This is a genomic window from Salinisphaera hydrothermalis C41B8, from assembly GCF_000732535.1.
In the GTDB taxonomy this organism is placed as follows: domain Bacteria; phylum Pseudomonadota; class Gammaproteobacteria; order Nevskiales; family Salinisphaeraceae; genus Salinisphaera; species Salinisphaera hydrothermalis.
This window is the reverse complement of sequence record NZ_APNK01000010.1, coordinates 113,024-128,607: the sequence shown is the minus strand read 5'-3', so window position 1 is coordinate 128,607 and position 15,584 is coordinate 113,024. Positions and strand designations below refer to the sequence as shown.

Annotated in this window: 17 protein-coding genes; 3 read left to right on the top strand and 14 right to left on the bottom strand. The window is 63.0% G+C overall.

The window, feature by feature from the left end; genetic code table 11:
• Nucleotides 1-170: 170 nt before the first annotated feature.
• The 11 genes from C41B8_RS09100 to C41B8_RS09045 form a co-directional block, all read right to left on the bottom strand.
• Nucleotides 171-1,184 (bottom strand): MucB/RseB C-terminal domain-containing protein, encoded by a 1,014-nt coding sequence (locus tag C41B8_RS09100; protein WP_084188749.1) that lies wholly within the window; start codon nt 1,182-1,184, stop codon nt 171-173.
• On the bottom strand, nt 1,181-1,933 hold the full coding sequence (locus tag C41B8_RS09095) for a sigma-E factor negative regulatory protein (protein WP_037336816.1): 753 nt from the start codon (nt 1,931-1,933) through the stop codon (nt 1,181-1,183). Before C41B8_RS09095 ends, C41B8_RS09100 begins: the two co-directional genes overlap by 4 nt.
• Nucleotides 1,934-1,940: 7 nt before the next feature.
• The gene (rpoE, locus tag C41B8_RS09090) at nt 1,941-2,516 is read right to left on the bottom strand and encodes an RNA polymerase sigma factor RpoE (RefSeq protein WP_037336813.1); all 576 of its coding nucleotides are present in this window, start codon (nt 2,514-2,516) and stop codon (nt 1,941-1,943) included.
• 248 nt (nt 2,517-2,764) lie between these two features.
• Nucleotides 2,765-3,994: an alpha/beta hydrolase gene (locus C41B8_RS09080; protein ID WP_198025131.1), complete on the bottom strand. Its 1,230-nt coding sequence runs from the start codon at nt 3,992-3,994 to the stop codon at nt 2,765-2,767.
• A gap of 143 nt (nt 3,995-4,137) precedes the next feature.
• On the bottom strand, nt 4,138-4,605 hold the full coding sequence (locus C41B8_RS21135; RefSeq protein ID WP_037336807.1) for a protein YgfX: 468 nt from the start codon (nt 4,603-4,605) through the stop codon (nt 4,138-4,140).
• A 39-nt stretch (nt 4,606-4,644) separates the two neighbouring features.
• Entirely contained in the window at nt 4,645-4,896 is a 252-nt protein-coding gene (locus tag C41B8_RS09070) for an FAD assembly factor SdhE (protein WP_037336804.1), read from the bottom strand.
• A gap of 70 nt (nt 4,897-4,966) precedes the next feature.
• Entirely contained in the window at nt 4,967-5,746 is a 780-nt protein-coding gene (locus tag C41B8_RS09065) for a succinate dehydrogenase iron-sulfur subunit (protein ID WP_037336803.1), read from the bottom strand.
• 63 nt (nt 5,747-5,809) lie between these two features.
• Nucleotides 5,810-7,603 (bottom strand): succinate dehydrogenase flavoprotein subunit, encoded by a 1,794-nt coding sequence (gene sdhA / locus C41B8_RS09060; protein WP_037336801.1) that lies wholly within the window; start codon nt 7,601-7,603, stop codon nt 5,810-5,812.
• Nucleotides 7,603-7,989, bottom strand: a complete 387-nt coding sequence (gene sdhD, locus C41B8_RS09055) for a succinate dehydrogenase, hydrophobic membrane anchor protein (RefSeq protein WP_037336799.1) — start codon at nt 7,987-7,989, stop codon at nt 7,603-7,605. The genes sdhA and sdhD overlap by 1 nt, the downstream gene beginning before the upstream one ends.
• A 30-nt stretch (nt 7,990-8,019) precedes the next feature.
• On the bottom strand, nt 8,020-8,406 hold the full coding sequence (sdhC, locus tag C41B8_RS09050; protein ID WP_037336797.1) for a succinate dehydrogenase, cytochrome b556 subunit: 387 nt from the start codon (nt 8,404-8,406) through the stop codon (nt 8,020-8,022).
• 38 nt (nt 8,407-8,444) lie between these two features.
• Nucleotides 8,445-8,663 (bottom strand): DUF1674 domain-containing protein, encoded by a 219-nt coding sequence (locus C41B8_RS09045; protein ID WP_037336795.1) that lies wholly within the window; start codon nt 8,661-8,663, stop codon nt 8,445-8,447.
• A 119-nt stretch (nt 8,664-8,782) separates the two neighbouring features.
• On the opposite strand from C41B8_RS09045, the gene ygfZ reads away from it, so the two are divergent.
• Nucleotides 8,783-9,658 carry a CAF17-like 4Fe-4S cluster assembly/insertion protein YgfZ gene (ygfZ, locus tag C41B8_RS09040; protein ID WP_037336793.1) on the top strand — a complete coding sequence of 292 codons (876 nt, stop codon included), beginning with the start codon at nt 8,783-8,785 and terminating at the stop codon, nt 9,656-9,658.
• Between the two features lie 52 nt (nt 9,659-9,710).
• On the opposite strand, the gene lysS is transcribed toward ygfZ, so the two are convergent.
• Nucleotides 9,711-11,219, bottom strand: a complete 1,509-nt coding sequence (gene lysS / locus C41B8_RS09035) for a lysine--tRNA ligase (protein ID WP_037336791.1) — start codon at nt 11,217-11,219, stop codon at nt 9,711-9,713.
• 3 nt (nt 11,220-11,222) lie between these two features.
• Nucleotides 11,223-12,321 (bottom strand): peptide chain release factor 2 gene (prfB, locus tag C41B8_RS09030; RefSeq protein WP_156962488.1). Its coding sequence is split into 2 segments (ribosomal slippage): nt 11,223-12,248 and nt 12,250-12,321, totalling 1,098 coding nucleotides; the frame shifts between segments, so codons are not numbered across the junction.
• Between the two features lie 201 nt (nt 12,322-12,522).
• Here prfB and C41B8_RS20655 point away from each other — a divergent pair.
• The gene (locus tag C41B8_RS20655) at nt 12,523-13,686 is read left to right on the top strand and encodes an OmpA family protein (protein WP_051883318.1); all 1,164 of its coding nucleotides are present in this window, start codon (nt 12,523-12,525) and stop codon (nt 13,684-13,686) included.
• A gap of 429 nt (nt 13,687-14,115) precedes the next feature.
• On the top strand, nt 14,116-14,613 hold the full coding sequence (locus C41B8_RS19580; RefSeq protein ID WP_051883317.1) for a DUF6231 family protein: 498 nt from the start codon (nt 14,116-14,118) through the stop codon (nt 14,611-14,613).
• Nucleotides 14,614-14,635: 22 nt separating this feature from the next.
• On the opposite strand, the gene gluQRS is transcribed toward C41B8_RS19580, so the two are convergent.
• The gene (gluQRS, locus tag C41B8_RS09015) at nt 14,636-15,556 is read right to left on the bottom strand and encodes a tRNA glutamyl-Q(34) synthetase GluQRS (protein WP_232226028.1); all 921 of its coding nucleotides are present in this window, start codon (nt 15,554-15,556) and stop codon (nt 14,636-14,638) included.
• Nucleotides 15,557-15,584: the final 28 nt, after the last annotated feature.

The following is a 15,584-nucleotide window of genomic DNA, read 5'->3' as shown; positions in this document are numbered from 1 at the left end:
CGCGAGATCCCCAGCCATTCTTTTATCCGCCAAACCAGTTGTTGGCGGGACTGGACACCTAGCGAAGCCGACTTGCGCCGCAGCACCTCCGACTCCGGCGCGCCGATCACGCCGAACAACACCACGGCGCCCGCTCGTCGAGCCGACTACTTGGGGCACGGGCCCGAGGCTCAGTGGCTACTCGACGCTTTGGCCGCGGCTTTTTTCGTCTGCACCAGATTTTCGGCAATACGACGGGCCGTGATGGCCGGCACCTCGCCCACGACCGTGATTTGCGTGTTACCCACGATGTCGCCGTAGGCATTGACCGCGCCCATGCGGGTCGCGCCTTTCAAGGGGGCCCGCAGGCCCGCGGGCGCGATGAACGCCGAGACCGTGGCCACGCCGTCGGTAAACAACATCTGTCGAACCGAGGCGTTCGGCGTCAGTTGCCGAACGCCATCCTCCGCGAGTTTAAAACCTGGCGGCAGATCGGTAGCCTTCCATTGCTCCTCGGGTTCGTCCGATGGGCTTTCGGCCACATGCACGGCCTGATGCCGCACGATCCGAAAACCCCGGACATCGTAGCTCGGCACGAACTCCGAGTCCGAAATGGTTTTGGGGAACGAGACGTCGGTGAACATCATCTGTTCGAGACGCTTGCCGTGGTCGAGCAGATCGAGCTTGAGCGGCAGCTCGGTCTTACTGTCGATCAACATCTTGTAGCCGTAGCGATATTTATCGCGGGGCTGAATGGCGATCACGTGGCAATCGCGGCCCGCAGTACGGGTCGTGCCGAGATCAAGCACCTTGTAATTGGCTCTGAGCTGCTTGGGAGAGAAGTGCGACACGCTGCCCAGCAGGCTTTTCGGCGGATGTTCGGAGACAAGCACCAGCTTGTGATCCGGCAGGATCGAGGTGACCTTGTCGCCTTTGCGGATGATCTCTCGAGCCTGACCGCTGAGCGAGACCAGGCGCTCCTCTTCCATATGATCGTGGTATCGATGCACGATCTTGAGCGTATCCGCGTCGCCATGGCGCAGATACACGATGACGCCGCTATAGGTTTCGCGGCGTACGGCATCGGAAGCCTGGCTAAGAAGATCGATGGCCTGCGCGCTGTCGTCGCCCTTCTTGGGCGACGCGGCGAGAGCCGGTGCGATCAATCCGAATAGGACGAGGAACGCAGTTAGCGCTCTCGTCACTGCGTCACATCCTGTCCATAAGCGGCAACTCGCACCAGCGCCGGCGTGGTGCTCGACATGCCATAGCCGCGCGCCATGCCGTTGTGATCGACCAGATAGCCGTTGAGCTCATCGCGTACCGCCGGATCCGAGACCGACCAATGGTCCGCCGACGCATCAGACCCGCCCATGCTGGCGGCGCCTTGCGCGCTCATCCCCGCCGCGGCGACCGTTCGCACCCCGGCCGGCTGCGCCTGAACCGAACTGAAATCGGCCAGCTGGTTGTTCCAACCGCCACTACCGAAGCCCTGGCGCTCCTGCTGGCTGTCGGCAACGCCGCGGGTGCGGGCTGGATTGTTCTCGGCCGTCGCTACGCGCCCCTCCGAACCGGAGGTGCCGGTACGAACGAACGGGTTGCCGGCGAGAAGCACGACACCGGCCACAGAGGCGGCCGCGGCCATGCCCGCCACACCGCGCCAGCGGCGCGTACGGGTGCGACGCCCCCTGGGGGACATCGGCAACACGTTGCTGTTCGGCACAGCCGTCTCGCGATGTTCGTCGGCCGCGATGGCCGACATGACGCGATTGGCAAACCCCGTATCAACGTCCACCGCGGGCTCGGCGCTGTGTGAACGCAGGGTGGTCCGAATCCAGTGCTGACGTGTCCAGCTGTCGCGCAGTGCCTCGTCACGCAACAGCGCGTTGACCACCGAATCAGCCTCGTCTCGCGTGGCTTCGTTATCCAGAAAGGCGGACAACTGCTCGTTCATAACAACCTCACTTGTCCGAAAGGGACACCAGCTTTTCCTCGATCGCCGCACGTGCGCGAAATATTCGCGAGCGTACGGTGCCGACCGGGCAATCCATCGACTGCGCAATCTCTTCGTAACTCATGCCGTCGAGTTCGCGCAACATGATCGCCGTACGTAGATCCTCTGGCAGTTCGCGTATGGCCGTAATCACCGCATTGCGGATCTCCTCGCTTTCCATCAGGGCCTCGGGGGTGTCCTGTTCGGAAAAACGATCCGTGTGCCCGAAGGCCTCGGCATCCGCGACGTCGATATCCTGACTGGCCGGCCGACGAGACCGTGCCACCAGGTAATTCTTCGCCGTGTTGATCGAAATACGGTAGAGCCATGTATAGAACGCGCTATTGCCTTTGAACCCAGCCAGCGCGCGATAGGCCTTGATGAAAGCCTCTTGCGCGACATCGGGCGCGTCGGCCGGGCTGACGTATCGCGCGACCAATTTCACGACCTTGTGCTGATACTTGCGCACCAGCAGGTCGAATGCGCGATTGTCGCCGGCCTGTGCCCGCGCGACGAGCTGATCGTCGGAAGCGTCTTCGCTCATCTAAACGCGGCACGTGTCCGAGCTACGGATTGTCAGGACAGATCGGCGTACATTTGCCTCGCTTTGCCAAAGCACCATGTCGGCGTTACTCCCGTAGACCACGGCCATCGCGAATAGTTCGCTAATTTTTTGAAGGCTTTGGCAAATCACCATGCGGGCGATATCCATCCGGCTGACGACGATAAACGGGGCCATTCTAGCGACGCAGGTGCTCGGCGTCATTCGCGCACCGTTCAGACATGGGACAATCAAGGCCCGTTCGCCCTGGCAGGACAAGACCCGGCCCCGAGCCAGGCGCCATCACGAGCGATGAAACGGGCCACCGCGCGCTGTGCACAGTGATCGTGTGCGAGTACGCCGTGCCCGCCACTTGCGACCGGGAGAAACTGCCAACCGGGATGTCGCAAAACCGCCCGCCCGGCGGATAGCGGCGATGTCAGCACATCCCGAGCTCCGGCGATCACGAGCGTGGGAATGTCGATGCGACTCGCCACGGCCTCGAGTCGGGGGACAGGCCATTGCCGACACGGGTCGTTGATCGCAGCTGGCGTTCCCGCCGTCTTCGAAACGGGTCTGAACGAGCAGCGGGTACTCCAGTACACCGGAGCCCTGCCCCCGCGCTGCCGATTCAACGCGACCAGCGGTTCGACGAGCGCCGATAGCGCTGCCGGCTCGTAGACGGCGTGCCGAAGGGCATGAATCACGCGTACATCGTCGCGCTCGTCATACGCCGACAACATGATCATAGCCTGTACGGCGGCGCCATCGACCCGGACGGTCTTCGCCCGTCGTGGGGGCTCGGCGGTCGTGATCATCGATGGATGCCGATGTCGCGACGCGATCAGACCGTCGATCGCGACCGCGAGCGACGGGACCGACAACCGGCAGACCAAGCGGCGGCGGCAGTCCTGCAACAGTTGTTGCCGGCGACGCCGATACGCGAGCGCCTGACGGCGACGCGCCTGCAGTGATTGCAGAACCGGCGAATCAAGAATCAGCAATTGGACATCGTTCGGGTGCGTGGCCGCTAGCCGTCGTGCCAGCAGCGCGCCATAAGACTCGGCCCAGATCACCACGCTGCCCTGATTCAGGGTGTTGATCAGACGATGCAAATCGGCAACCTGGGCGCGGGCACCGAGCCTGGCAGCGGTCACAGGCCCCAATCGTTTGAAACATCGACCAAGCGCGTCCGCACTGGCCGGGCCACCCGGCTCGGAACAGCGCGGGCGCGGCGTACTCATTCCCGTACCACGCGGGTCGAAGATCACCAGATCCCGCGGCCAGCCGGCGGTTTGCTGGAATAGCCGCCAGGCCCGCAGCGCAGACGCGTGTTGCCCACCGGCATCCCCCGGGCCGCCCGGCACATAGACCACCGGGTGGAGTGTCGCCCGGTCGGGACGAGCCTGCAAACGGGTGATACGCAGGCGGACCGGTCGCGAACCGAGATGATCGCCGGGCGTGAATTCGCCGCAGCGCATGACCGCCGCGCTGCGGCCCGCGTCGGCTCCGGCTGGACACGACATCCAGTGAATACGCGGGCTCGCCGCCGCGACTGCCCCTGTCGCGATCAATAGCAGCGCACAAGCGAACCGCCGGCATCGGCGCGCCAGCAGGCAAGCCGTCATGGGCTCTGTTTATGCGGCGGCGTAACACGACAGCGGGCGCGCAAGCGCCGGTGCACATCGGCATCCACGGCATCGAACGGAATGACGACCGATCGTGTCAGGCGACGATTCGCCGGGCGTATCCGCAGACGAACCCAGACGGCGCCCCAACTTCTAGCTTCGACGCAGTGACCTTCCCAGGCTCGGCCCCGAATGTCCTCGCAGTACAACCGGTGATCGGCGCTCCAACGCAGGCGGCACAGCGCTCCAGCGTCACGCTGCGTCAACCGACGTTCGGCGGAGCACGCCAAGAGCACGACGCCAACGGCCGGCAAGACAAGAATCGGCGACGCAAAACTCCAGACGAGAAACACACCCAACGCCAAGACATGAGCCAACGCGCTGAGCGCCCGAAGCGCACGAGACGGGCGAAACGTGACGTGAATGGTATCGGCGAAGCTCACGTCCACAGCATAGGCGGCCATACCAACGCACGGCCAGCCGACGACGCGCAAACCGGCGGATCAGGTCCCCGGCGGCCGCTGGAACTCGCGGATGCGCGCCAGAAGCTCCGCCTGTACGGGGTTGTCCGGCTCGGCGCGCCCCATCATGAGCACCCAGAGATCCGGATCTTCGTGATTCAGCAGATTAACGAACTCGGCATGCTGGCTCTCGGTCAACGCGTCGTAATCGGAGCGAACGAACCGCTCGAGCAGCACGTCCAATTCTTTCATGCCTCGTCGGCACAACCAGCGGACCCGGGATTTTTCGCTCATATCGGCACTCAATACGACAAAGCCCCGCGACGAAGAACGCCGCGGGGCAGCAACAGAATCACGCCAACAATCAGGTGCGGCGTTCGACCATTAGCTTCTTGGTCTCGGCGATCGCCTTGGCGGGGTTCAATCCCTTCGGGCAGGTATTGGTGCAATTCATGATGGTATGGCACCGATACAGCTTGAACGGATCTTCGAGATCGTCCAAACGCTCACCCGTGGCTTCATCGCGCGAATCCACGATCCAGCGATAGGCCTGCAGCAGCACCGCCGGGCCCAGATAACGCTCGGGGTTCCACCAGTAGCTTGGGCAGGACGTCGAACAGCAGGCACAGAGGATGCACTCGTAATAGCCGTCCAGCTTGGCGCGATCCTCGGGCGTCTGCAGCCGTTCGCGGGTGGGCTTGGCGGTATCGGTCTTGATCCACGGCTCGATCGACTCGAGCTGGGCATAGAAGTGGGTCAGATCGGGCACGAGGTCCTTCACCACCGGCATATGCGGCAGCGGGTAGATGCGCACATCGCCATCGATGTCCTCGATGCGCGTGATGCAGGCCAGCGTGTTCTTGCCATCGATGTTGAACGCACACGAGCCGCATACGCCTTCACGACAGGAGCGCCGGAAGGTCAGGGTCGGATCGATTTCATTCTTGATCTTGATGACCGCGTCGAGAACCATCGGGCCGCAGCGATCGAGATCGATGTCGTAGCTGTCCACACGCGGGTTCTCGCCGGACTCGGGCTCCCAGCGATAGACCCGGAAGGTCTTGACGTTTTTCGCGTCCTTCGGCGCCGGATAGCGCTTGCCCTTGGAGATACGCGAGTTCTTGGGCAGTCGAAATTCAGCCATGGTGAGGCTCCATTTCCAAAGTGACCGGCCGGCGCACGCGGCGCCGGCCGTGATAATCCAACGCTAGTAAACGCGTTCCTTGGGCGGGATGTGCTCCATCTCGTCGGTCATGGGATTGATGTGCACCGGACGATATTCGATGCGCACGTCCGTCTCGCCGCTGTTGTGCCAGGTGAGCGTGTGCTTCATCCAGTTTTCGTCGTCGCGCTCGGTGTATTCCTCGTGCGCATGCGCCCCGCGGGATTCCTTGCGGTTGGCCGCGGCGTGCATGGTGCAGATGGCGCAACCCAGAAGGTTTTCCAGCTCCATGGTCTCGACCAGATCGCTGTTCCAGGTCATGGAGCGGTCGGTCACCGACACATCGGCAAACGATTTGACTTCCTTACCGATCTGCTCGACACCCTTGGCCAGGTTGTCTTCGTTACGGAAGACCGCCGCGTACTTCTGCATCGACTCCTGCAGGCTGTCGCGCAGCTGGGCGGTCGGCGTGCTGCCCTTGGCATAACGTAGCCGATCGAACCGATCCAGGGCCTTCTGCTCCGAAGCCGACGTATTGGCCTTGTGCATCTTGCCCTTGGGCACGACCTCTTCGCAGCGATGCGCCGCGGCGCGGCCGAACACCACGAGATCGAGCAGCGAGTTGGAGCCCAGTCGATTGGCACCGTGCACCGAGACACAACCGGTCTCGCCGACGGCCATCAGCCCGGGCACGACGGATTCCGGGTCGCCGTCCTTGAGCGTGACCACTTCGCCGAAGGCGTTCGTCGGAATCCCGCCCATGTTGTAGTGAACGGTCGGCAGCACCGGAATCGGCTCTTTGGTGGCATCCACGCCGGAGAAGATGCGAGCCGTTTCGGTGATGCCCGGCAGGCGTTCGTGCAGCACTTCCGGGCCCAGATGCTCCAGATGCAGGAGCATATGATCGCCCTTCTCGCCGACACCACGGCCTTCGTTGATTTCGACCGTTTCCGCACGGCTGACCACGTCACGCGAGGCCAGATCCTTGGCGTTCGGGGCGTAGCGTTCCATGAAACGCTCGCCCTCGGAGTTGGTCAGATAACCGCCCTCGCCGCGTGCGCCTTCGGTGATCAGGCAGCCCGCGCCGTAGATACCGGTCGGGTGGAACTGGACGAATTCCGGATCCTGGAGCGGCAGGCCGGCGCGCAGCGCCATGCCGATGCCGTCGCCGGTACAGGTATGCGCCGACGTACAGGAGAAATAAGCCCGGCCGTAACCGCCGGTCGCCAAGATCACCTGGTGCGCCCGGAAGCGATGCAGCTGGCCGCCCTGTAGATCCCACGCCAGCACGCCCTTGCACTCGCCGTCTTCGGTCATCAGCAGGTCGATCGCGAAGTATTCGATGAAGAATTCCGCGCGCGCCTTGAGCGACTGCTGATACAGCGTATGCAGCAGAGCGTGACCGGTACGGTCGGCTGCGGCACAGGTGCGCTGGGCGTTACCCTTGCCGAAGTGCGTGGTCATGCCGCCGAACGGACGCTGATAGATCTTGCCGTCCTCGGTGCGCGAGAACGGCACACCGTCGTGCTCGAGCTCGATGATTGCCGGGATAGCTTCCTTGGTGAGGTACTCGATCGCGTCCTGATCGCCGAGCCAGTCGCTGCCCTTGATCGTGTCGTAGGCATGCCAGCGCCAATCGTCCTCGCCCATGTTGCCGAGGGCCGAGGCAATGCCGCCCTGAGCCGCCACGGTATGGCTACGCGTCGGAAACACCTTGGTCACGCACGCTGTCTTCAGGCCCGCATCGGCCAGCCCTCGCGTGGCCCGCAGCCCGGCACCGCCGGCGCCGACCACGACCACGTCGTGCTGATGTTCGATGATGTCGTAGCTTTCGCTCATCAGGCGGCTCCCACAAGAATCATGAGTACGGAAACGATGGCCGCGACGGCCAGAAGAATATTGATCAGCTGCAGCGCGATCAGGGTGGCCATCTTGATGCCTTCATGGTGGATGTAATCCTCCACGATGGTCTGCAGGCCGAGCTGAGAGTGATAGAAGATCGCGGCGAGGTAGATCGCCAGAAGTGATGCCTGGAACGGCGACGACAGCCAATTGGTCACGCTTGCATAGCTGGCACCGAACTGCGATGCCAGACAGGCGACGAACCAGAGTGTCAGCGGCACCAGTGCGACAGCGCTTACGCGCTGCGCCCAAAAATGACTGGTGCCGGTCTTGGCACTGCCCAGCCCGCGCGCGTTGGCCAGCGAAGAACGAATACTGCTCATAGAAAACTCTCCGAAGACGTCAGCCGTCGATCAGGCGATCAGCGCCCAGATCCAGACAAAAATAGTCAGCGCCGCTGCGACCCCGATGGCAACGAAGCCGGTCATGCGGGCGGTTTCCAGATCAAGGCCGACGCCGACGTCCCAGACCAGATGTCGAACGCCGTTGCACAGGTGATAGAACAACGCGAACGACCACAGAAACATGATCAATTGTCCGAACCACGAGGCGAACACGCCATTGACGGCGGCGTAGGCGTCCGGCCCGTTGGCGGCAGCGATCAACCAGATCGCCAGCAACACCGCGCCGAGCGCGAGCACGATGCCCGAGGCGCGGTGCGCGATGGAGGTCAGCATCGATATCTGCCAACGATAGATTTGCAGATGCGGCGAAAGCGGTCGGTTCGGCTGACTACTCATACGGTCCCCGGCAGTCGTTTAAAGGAAATACGAACGAATCAGAAGTCGATGCAGCGCCCGTTCTTCTCCCAGTCTCCGTAGCGGACCGGATCGGGGCCATTGCGACCGCCGTATTCCTTGGGCCGGACCTCTTCCGCGAACGGATCGGGCGCGCTCGGCGTCGGCTGATCGCTGTCGGACGGGGATGAAGAATCGGACGATTCGCTGATCACGTCGGAACGGGTGTCGTCGACGGGATTCTCGTGCTGCTTCGGCATACAGGTACTCTAAACCTCGCGCTATGGGCTGGCAACAGCGCCAGTCGGGCGAACGGCGCTGTCACACGTTGCTTTACAGTCGCACTACAATACGGCCAAACCTGTTGTTGGATGCACTTATGGGCGACGTTCTGCCTGACGAATCGCTGCGCCTCGGCGTAATCCGAGTGACCGGCCCGGACGCCGGCGACTTTCTTCGTGCTCAGTTGTCGAACGACGTACTACGACTTGGCCCGGACCGCCATTTTCTCGCAGCCTGGTGCGATGCCAAGGGCCGCACCCAGCTTGTGCTGCGCGTCGTAGCGCTGCCGGATGCCTATCTGCTGCTCCTGCCGCAAACGCTGACCGAGGGCGCACTGCGACGCCTGCGCATGTTCGTGCTGCGTCTCAAGGTCGAGCTCACCGATGTCAGCGCGGAATACGACATCGCTGGACTGCACGACGGCGACGACGCGCCGGGCGTGAATCGAACCGAAGTCGAAGACGACCGAATTCGACTCGGTCTGCCCGGTTCGGCGGAATATCCCGAGCGCACGCTCATCCTGTATCCGACCGGCACGACGCCTCCCGAGGGCGCGATGGCGGCCGACTCCGCGGCTTGGCAGCTGTCCGAAATTGACGCCGGCGTGCCCCAGGTCACTGCGGCCACCCAGGGTGAATTCGTGCCCCAGATGCTCAATCTGCATTGGCTCATGGCGGTCGATTTCGACAAGGGGTGCTATCCGGGCCAGGAAGTGATTGCACGATTGCATTATCGCGGGCGCTTGACGCGCCGCGTGTTCCGTCTCGCCTGGTGCGGCGCCAAGCCCGCGGCAGGCGACCCGGTTCACGACGAAACCGGCGACGCCGTGGGCCAGATCCTGCAGGCCGCCGGCGACGCGCAAGGCCGCGCGCTCGCGGTGCTCAAGATCGAGGCCACCGCTGGCCACGAATTGCGCACCGCACAGGGCGACACCCTCAAACTGCTGCCGCTGCCTTACGCCACGGACGTCTGATTCCGGCCGACGACCGCTCCTGGTCGGGGCGGCCGTCAGCTCGGGCCGGTGGTCACGACGATTTCTGCGGTCGCAGCTGCGGAAACAACAGCACGTCGCGGATCGCGCTCGCCCCGGTGAGCATCATCACCACGCGATCGATACCGATGCCGGCACCGCCGGTCGGCGGCAAGCCGTATTCGAGCGCGGCAATGTAGTCCGCGTCGTAATACATCGCCTCGTCGTCGCCCGCATCCTTGGCTGCGGCCTGGGCGCGAAAACGCTCGGCCTGATCCTCGGCGTCGTTGAGCTCGGAAAAGCCGTTGGCGACCTCGCGCCCGGCAATGAACAACTCGAAACGCTCGGTGACGCTCGGGTCGTCGTCGCGACGTCGGGCCAGCGGCGACACCTCGGCCGGATAATCCGTCACGAAGGTGGGCTCGATCAGCTGATGCTCGACAGTCGCCTCGAACAGTTCGGTAAGCCATTTTCCCGGCCCCCAACTGTCTTCGCCCCTGACGCCGGCCGCCTCGGCGGCCGAGCGAAGTCGCGCCGCATCCTCGAGATCCGCCGCTTCGAGCCTGTCGTTGTAACGCAAAACCGCATCTTTCATGGGCAGTCGCTCGAACGGCTTGTCGAGTTCGACGGCTTCGGCGTTGCGCGCCTCCGGGTGCTGTTCGGCGACCACGCGCGACAACTCGCGCAGCAAGGCCTCGATATCGTCCATCAGAACCTGATAGTCGGCATAGGCCTGATAGAACTCGAGCATCGTGAACTCGGGGTTGTGGCGCGTGGACAACCCTTCGTTCCGGAAGTTGCGGTTCAACTCGAATACACGCTCGAGCCCGCCGACCACCAGGCGCTTGAGATATAACTCGGGCGCGACTCGCAGATAAAAATCGTGATCGAGCGCATTGTAATGCGTGACGAACGGCTTGGCCGCCGCGCCACCCGGAATCGCCTGCAGCATCGGGGTTTCCACTTCCATGAACCCGCGTGCCTCGAAGAAGCCTCGCACCGTTCGCAATATCGCACTGCGGGCCGCGAACACCGCACGCGTCTGCGGATTGATGATCAGGTCGACGTAGCGCTGCCGATAGCGCGCTTCGGTATCGGACAGCCCGTGCCATTTTTCCGGTAGCGGACGCAGCGACTTGGTCAGCAGTCGCAGCTCGACTGCCTTGACCGACAGCTCGCCTTTTTTCGTCCGGGTCAGCGTGCCGCGCACGCCGATGATGTCGCCGAGATCCAGCTGCTTGAACGCCTTGTAGGCGTCCTCGCCCAGCAGATCCCGCTGGACGAACAACTGAATCTGCCCGCTCGCGTCCTGCAGGGTGGCAAAACTGAGTTTGCCCATGACGCGCTTGGCGAGCATACGGCCGGCCAGCGAGACCTCGGCGGAGCCGGCTTCGAGGACTTCGGCGTCGTCATCGGCATGACGCCGCTGCAACTCATCGGCCCGCGCGGTCGGGCGAAAATCGTTGGGGAAGGCATGACCGGTTTCTCGCCATCCGGCCAGCTTTTCCTTGCGCTGCGCGACCAGCCGATGGGTTTCCTCTGCACCCGAGGGAGCGTCACTCATAGCTTAAAGACCCTGCTTGAGACTTTCCTCGATGAACTGATCGAGGTCGCCGTCGAGAACGGCTTGTGTATTACCGACTTCCACACCGGTGCGTAGATCCTTGATCCGCGACTGATCCAGCACGTAAGAACGAATCTGACTGCCCCAACCGATATCGGATTTATCCGCCTCGGTGGCTTCGGCTTCCGCTCGCCGCTGAGCCATCTCGCGCTCATACAGCTTGGACTGCAGCTGTTTCATTGCGGTAGCGCGATTCTTGTGCTGCGACCGATCGTTCTGGCACTGGACCACGATATTGGTCGGCAGGTGGGTGATACGCACCGCCGACTCCGTGCGGTTAACATGCTGCCCCCCCGCCCCGCTCGCGCGATAGACGTCGACCCGCAGATCGGAGGGATCGATTTCGATTTCCACCTTGTCGTCGATTTCGGGCGCCACGAATACCGCCGCGAACGACGTATGCCGACGTGCGCCCGAATCGAACGGCGATTTCCGCACCAGGCGATGCACGCCGGTTTCGGTGCGTAGCCAGCCGTAGGCATAAGGGCCCGTCACCGCGATGGTCGCGCTCTTGATACCGGCGACGTCGCCCGCCGAGATCTCCGTGACCTCGGTTTCGAACCCGCGATGCTCGCACCAGCGCAGATACATCCGCAGGAGCATCTCGGCCCAGTCCTGAGCTTCGGTACCGCCGGAGCCCGCCTGGATATCGACGAACGCGTTGCTGGCGTCGGCCTCGCCGGAAAACATGCGCTGGAACTCGAGCGCCTTGAGGTGGGTCTCGACACCGTCGAGCTCGCTGCTGATCTGATCGACGACTTCCGCATCGTCCTCGGCCTCGGCCAGTTCCAGCAATTCTTCACTTTCGTCCAGCGTCGATGTCGCCGCATCGATGGGCTGGACGATATCCTGCAGCCGGGCTTTTTCCTGACCGTAAGCCTGTGCTTTGTCGGGGTTCTCGACCCAGATCTGACCTTCGGCCAGCTCTGCATCAAGTTCGCTCAGGCGGTCCTTCTTTTCAGCATAGTCAAAGATACCCCCGAAGGTCGCTCAGCCGCTCACGCAGCGAGGTCATGCGGGTTCGAACAGCATTGGCATCCATAGTTTTCAAGCCCGGGAATATCGAGAAGGCGGCGAATGATTACAGGTTAATTTTTTTTTCACAACCCGACTGTTGCATTGCGAAATTCACCAAAAGGTCGCATACTCAGCCTGCACGTCACCGTTCAGGGAACTTGCGTTTATCCCCTCGGTGAATGGGACCGCACAACAAACCTAAACCCGTTCAAGGGAGTTTTGAGCTATGCAATTCAAGCAACCGCTTACCGCATGCGTTGCCGGCGCGCTGGGGCTCGCCGTCTCGGCTGGTGCCATGGCACAGGATAATACCCCGCAGGACAAGCGCTTCTACGTCGCGCCGATGGTGTCCTACGGTTTCTTCAACAATGACACGATCGGGGATTCGTCGGATAGCTTCGGTCGCCTGAACGTCAAGAACGACGACAGCGTCGGTACCACGCTGGCGATCGGTAAGCCGATCAACAGCTGGTTGAACCTTGAGCTGTACGGCTTCTACTTCAACCCGGGCCAGAAGCTCAACGGCCATGACGCTGGCAACGCCGATCTGTACGGCTTTGGTCTGGATGCCCTGTTCTTCCCCGCGCGTGACACGCTGCCGGTCTACGGCATCCTGGGCGCCGCCTGGGGCAAGCAGAATCCGGGCTATGGCTCGATCAACGGCAACAGTGTGGGCGACAATGCCGACGCCCAGTACCTGGATGCCGGTGTCGGTTACATGTACACCCTCAACGACTACGGTCTGAAAGTGCGCGCCGAGTACCGTTATCGTTACACCACCGTCGACTCGGCTGACGTGCTGGGCGCCGGCTACGAAGACCAGCGTTACAACGACAACGTCGTTTCCGTGGGTCTGCAGATCCCGCTGGGCGCGCCCCCGCAGGCACCGCAGCCGACGGCCGCTCCGGCCCCGACTGGCCCGCAGGATAGCGACGGCGACGGCGTCATCGACGCTAACGATCAGTGCCCGGGCACCCCGCGCGGCACCGAAGTCGATGCTCGCGGCTGCCCGATCGAGAAGAAGGCCCCGATCGTCCTCAAGGGCGTCACCTTCGAATTCGATTCGTCCAAGCTGACCTCGCAGGCGCAGAACCGCCTGAACAACGTGGTCGACGCGCTGAACGCCAGCCCGGACGTCGACTTCCGCATCGACGGCTACACCGACAGCATCGGCACCCAGAAGTACAACCTGGGCCTGTCGCAGCGTCGTGTGGATTCGGTTAAGAGCTACCTGACCAACCATGGCATCAGCTCCAGCCGCATCACCGGCACGAAGGGTCATGGCGAGTCCAACCCGGTCGCGACCAACAAGACCGCGGCTGGCCGCGCTCAGAACCGTCGCGTCGAGCTGCACGTCACCAACCAGGGTGGCGACAACAGCGGCATGTAATCGAAGGGTTTAATCCCAACGGTTATCGCGCTAAGCGAGAGGACCCGGCCTGCAAAGGCCGGGTCTTTTTTTTGCCCGCCATTAGGGCGTGTTGAGGTTTCGTTCGAGTCCGCGCCAAGCGCTGTTTTGCGGCAAGACGAGGCGTAGCGAACGTGGCGTAGTGGGCCTACGCGAGAGAGCGACAACGCTGGATTGCCGCAAAACAGCGCTTGTCCCGAAGGGTTGGGCCGCAAATCCCGCCCGGCGGCGTTGCGAGTCTGGGTCGTGGCACGCAACGACGCGGCGACTCGCGCCTTGCCGGACACGATTTGCGGACGCCAACGCGGCGCTCGCACGAAACCTCAACACGCCCTAGGACAATTCACACCACAATTCGGCGCTATCGCCACTGTCGCTAATACGAGGGTCGCGTATTACACTGGCGCGGCCATGAGCCTGCCCGACGACATCCAACAATGCCTGCGCGAGCAGATCGCGCAGCACGCCGGCCATCGCTGCGTGCAATTCGCGCCCCGAGACTGCCTGACTGATTGGACTGAGCTAGGCGTCGAAAACGTTGCGCTCGAAGACACGCTCGCCAGCGGCCACGAACGAGAGATGCGCTCTCACCCGGCAAGACTGGCGATTGTGATCAATGCGCCCAGAATCCTGTCGCGGCGCGCGACCGAACAACTCCTCGGCCGACTTCGAAACTACGGCACCGGGGAGATCATCGCCGCGTTCTCTATTGCACAGGCACGCGAACACGACCGCTGGTCAACGCGCGATTTCCTTGGCCTGGGGTTTCGCCGTCTGCGCTGCAATACGCCGATCGAGTCCCATTACTGGCTTTATCGCTACGCTATTCACGATTACAAAATCACGCCGGACTGGCTCAATTCGCGCCACTGGGCCAATCCGGAGCAGTGGGATAAACACCGCTGGTAAACGTCCGGGGCGCGCCGTTCGCTCAACCAGCCCCGGGCATCTCCAGTCGTCGACAATCCATACGGCGCGGCACCCGGCTCGCCTCCCAGTTGTCAACGGCCCAGCGGAGCACCCCGGGCACTGATCGCGTCTCGAGCGATGCCGGCGGCATCTGGCCCAGCATCGCCAGGCACTCGATCAATTGCGCCTGACGCGCCGCGGGATCCAGCGCCAAAGCGCCGGTACTCTTGCCGAGCTTTTCCCCATCAGCATCCACGACCACGGGTATGTGGCCATATGTGGGCGGCGCCCAACCGAGACAGCGATGGATCCAGATCTGGCGCGGCGTTGAGGACAATAGATCCGCGCCACGGATTACGTCCGTCACGCCCTGCGCCTGATCATCGAGCACGGTCGCCAGTTGATAGGCCGTGATGCCGTCCGCTCGTCGAATGACGAAATCGCCGATATCGGCGGCCAGATCCTGCCCATACCGTCCCTGAAAATGATCCAGAAGCTCGATCCGCTCGCGTTGTACTCGAAGACGCACGGAGCGCGCTTCACGACCGGGCGGCAGGCCGTTGCGACACGTCCCCGGGTAGACCGGTCCTTCCAACCCGACCGGCCCATCGCGCGCTTCACGCCGCGTGCAGCCGCAATCGAAGGCAAAGCCCGTGTTCTTCAAATGCTCGACGGCCTCGGCATAGGCGACACGGCGCTCCGACTGATACAAAACCGGCCCGTCGTGCACCAGACCGAAATCCGCGAGCGTGTCCCGGATAGCTCGCTCCGCTCCAGCCACAACCCGCGGATGATCGAGATCGTCGATACGTAACAGCCAGCGGCCGCCCTGCCCGCGGGCCTGACAGAAACTGGCCAGCGCCGCAATGAGCGACCCAAAGTGAAGCGGCCCGGTCGGTGACGGCGCATAACGCCCGATGACAGCTCTAGCCTCCTGTGTCACAAGTCACTCCCGCCACGCGCCTGCCTGG

Excerpts from the sequence above, each read along its gene's own strand:
- C41B8_RS09095 (WP_037336816.1), bottom strand. The coding sequence starts at position 1,933 with ATGAACGAGCAGTTGTCCGCCTTTCTGGATAACGAAGCCACGCGAGAC.
- rpoE (WP_037336813.1), bottom strand. The coding sequence starts at position 2,516 with ATGAGCGAAGACGCTTCCGACGATCAGCTCGTCGCGCGGGCACAGGCC.
- C41B8_RS09080 (WP_198025131.1), bottom strand. The coding sequence starts at position 3,994 with ATGCGCTGCGGCGAATTCACGCCCGGCGATCATCTCGGTTCGCGACCG.
- C41B8_RS21135 (WP_037336807.1), bottom strand. The coding sequence starts at position 4,605 with ATGGCCGCCTATGCTGTGGACGTGAGCTTCGCCGATACCATTCACGTC.
- C41B8_RS09070 (WP_037336804.1), bottom strand. The coding sequence starts at position 4,896 with ATGAGCGAAAAATCCCGGGTCCGCTGGTTGTGCCGACGAGGCATGAAA.
- C41B8_RS09065 (WP_037336803.1), bottom strand. The coding sequence starts at position 5,746 with ATGGCTGAATTTCGACTGCCCAAGAACTCGCGTATCTCCAAGGGCAAG.
- sdhA (WP_037336801.1), bottom strand. The coding sequence starts at position 7,603 with ATGAGCGAAAGCTACGACATCATCGAACATCAGCACGACGTGGTCGTG.
- sdhD (WP_037336799.1), bottom strand. The coding sequence starts at position 7,989 with ATGAGCAGTATTCGTTCTTCGCTGGCCAACGCGCGCGGGCTGGGCAGT.
- sdhC (WP_037336797.1), bottom strand. The coding sequence starts at position 8,406 with ATGAGTAGTCAGCCGAACCGACCGCTTTCGCCGCATCTGCAAATCTAT.
- C41B8_RS09045 (WP_037336795.1), bottom strand. The coding sequence starts at position 8,663 with ATGCCGAAGCAGCACGAGAATCCCGTCGACGACACCCGTTCCGACGTG.
- ygfZ (WP_037336793.1), top strand. The coding sequence starts at position 8,783 with ATGGGCGACGTTCTGCCTGACGAATCGCTGCGCCTCGGCGTAATCCGA.
- lysS (WP_037336791.1), bottom strand. The coding sequence starts at position 11,219 with ATGAGTGACGCTCCCTCGGGTGCAGAGGAAACCCATCGGCTGGTCGCG.
- C41B8_RS20655 (WP_051883318.1), top strand. The coding sequence starts at position 12,523 with ATGCAATTCAAGCAACCGCTTACCGCATGCGTTGCCGGCGCGCTGGGG.
- C41B8_RS19580 (WP_051883317.1), top strand. The coding sequence starts at position 14,116 with ATGAGCCTGCCCGACGACATCCAACAATGCCTGCGCGAGCAGATCGCG.